The sequence below is a fragment of the Priestia sp. P5_B4 genome, from assembly GCF_056400385.1.
On sequence record NZ_JBFULJ010000697.1, the window covers coordinates 1 to 2,019 of the forward strand.

General features: G+C 38.9%; 2 protein-coding genes. One reads left to right on the forward strand and one right to left on the reverse strand.

The features are described from left to right. Positions 1-1,032, reverse strand: a 1,032-nt coding sequence (locus AC1DRF_RS24840; protein WP_477741948.1) for an amino acid permease, incomplete at its 3' end; no start/stop codon positions are given. A 532-nt stretch (positions 1,033-1,564) separates the two neighbouring features. Here AC1DRF_RS24840 and AC1DRF_RS24845 point away from each other — a divergent pair. Further along, on the forward strand, positions 1,565-2,019 hold a 455-nt coding region (locus AC1DRF_RS24845), incomplete at its 3' end, for an aldehyde dehydrogenase family protein (RefSeq protein WP_477741949.1).

The following is a 2,019-nucleotide window of genomic DNA, read 5'->3' on the forward strand; positions in this document are numbered from 1 at the left end:
GATGTAAGAGATCACGGTACATCCTACAATGGCATTAAACGGAATGCCTTTTTTACTCACCTTCAAAAACATGCGCGGCGCGTCTCCTTTTTGCGCCATTGAGTACAGCATACGAGAACTTGTGTATAGACCTGAATTTAGGCAAGACAAAACAGCAGTCAGTACGATAAAATTCATAATTTGAGCCGCTGCCGGAACGTTTACCAGCTCCAATATTGAAACAAACGGACTTTTCATCAAGCTTGAAGAATCCCACGGAAGGATCGTTACTAAGATTAAAATAGACCCAAGATAAAAAAATAAAATACGATAAATAACGGTATTTGTTGCGATGGTGATTGCTCGCTCAGGCTGAGCCGATTCTCCAGCCGCTGTTGCGACAATTTCTGTCCCCATAAAAGAAAACATGACAATCGCCACTCCTAAAAAGACGGAGCTGATTCCATTTGGAAGAAATCCTCCTCTATGAAGAAGGTTTGACGCTCCTGGAGACTCTACTCCCGGTATTAAACCGAGGATGATCGCTCCTCCTAAAAGTAAAAACAGCACTAAACTAACTACTTTAATAAGTGAAAACCAGTATTCAAATTCACCAAATGATTTAACAGAGTATAAGTTCGTTAACGTTAATAAAAACGTCAGGATGAGACTCACGCCCCAAGACGGTAAAGACGGAAACCAATATTGAATAATCGTTGAACCCGCAATCGCTTCAACTGCAATAACAATTACCCAGAAAAACCAGTACAGCCAGCCGATTGTGTAGCCGGCCCACGGTCCAAGCGCTTCTCTGGCATATGTGGCGAACGAGCCGCTTGAAGGATTAGCCGTAGACATTTCCCCCAGCATTCGCATAACTAAAATCACCAGCAAACCGGCAAACGCGTACGAAAAAATGGAACCAGGACCCGCTGCGTTAATGAGCGATCCGCTTCCAATGAACAAACCGGCACCAATGATTCCCCCTAAAGAAATCATGGTTATGTGTCGAATTTTTAATTCTTTTTTTAACTCAGGCGGTTGATGACTCATGTTAAAATCCTCCTTATAGGAACCGTCATTTAAAGAATTACACGTTCTTCGCATCGCGCGTTAAATATGTAAGCCCTTACAACAATATGGACAAATAACTGCTGTTTTTCTACCCTCCTTCTATCTGTACATTCAAATGAAGCCTTCACTTGACGAAAAAGATAGCTTCATTCGACAAAAATTACTTTTCGAATTATATGATAATTTATATTGAACAACTTTGTCTATTGTTTTTTTGAGAGGAAGATCATTTTATTTACTGCCGATAAACTCTTTCCCCTATCGTAATTCTTTACTTCAAAACATCTTTTCTTATACTTTACCCACACTCCTTTCTTTTCGTTTTGTTCAAAATCACTATAAAAACCATAGATTCATTGGTTCTTTAAACAAAAGTGTTTATTTTTAAATTTTTTTGAACATTTTTGTTAAAAAACTATGTACAAAACGATAATAAGGTGATTATAATACAGGTATAGGGTGTTGGAATATTAATTATGTTTAAAATTTTCTAAAAAAAGGGGTAATGAAAATGAACACAATGAATATCAACGAAATCAAACAATACAAACACGAGCCTTTCACAGACTTTACGATTGCACAAAACAAAGATGCATTTGAATCTGCATTGGAACTTGTACAATCAGAGCTTGGCAAGGACTATCCTCTTGTAATTGGCGGAGAATTAATTACAACAGAAGATCAAATTCAGTCCATTAACCCAGCAAATAAAACAGAAGTTATCGGCCGCGTGTCAAAAGCAGATCAAGACTTGGCTGAAAAAGCAATGCAAGCAGCACTTTCTACCTTTAATACGTGGAAAAAAGAAGCGCCGGAAGCACGAGCAGATATTCTTTTCCGCGCAGCGGATATTATTCGCCGCCGCAAGCATGAATTTTCAGCTTACCTTGTGAAAGAAGCCGGAAAACCGTGGAAAGAAGCAGATGCTGATACAGCAGAAGCAATTGACTTCCTTGAATACTACGC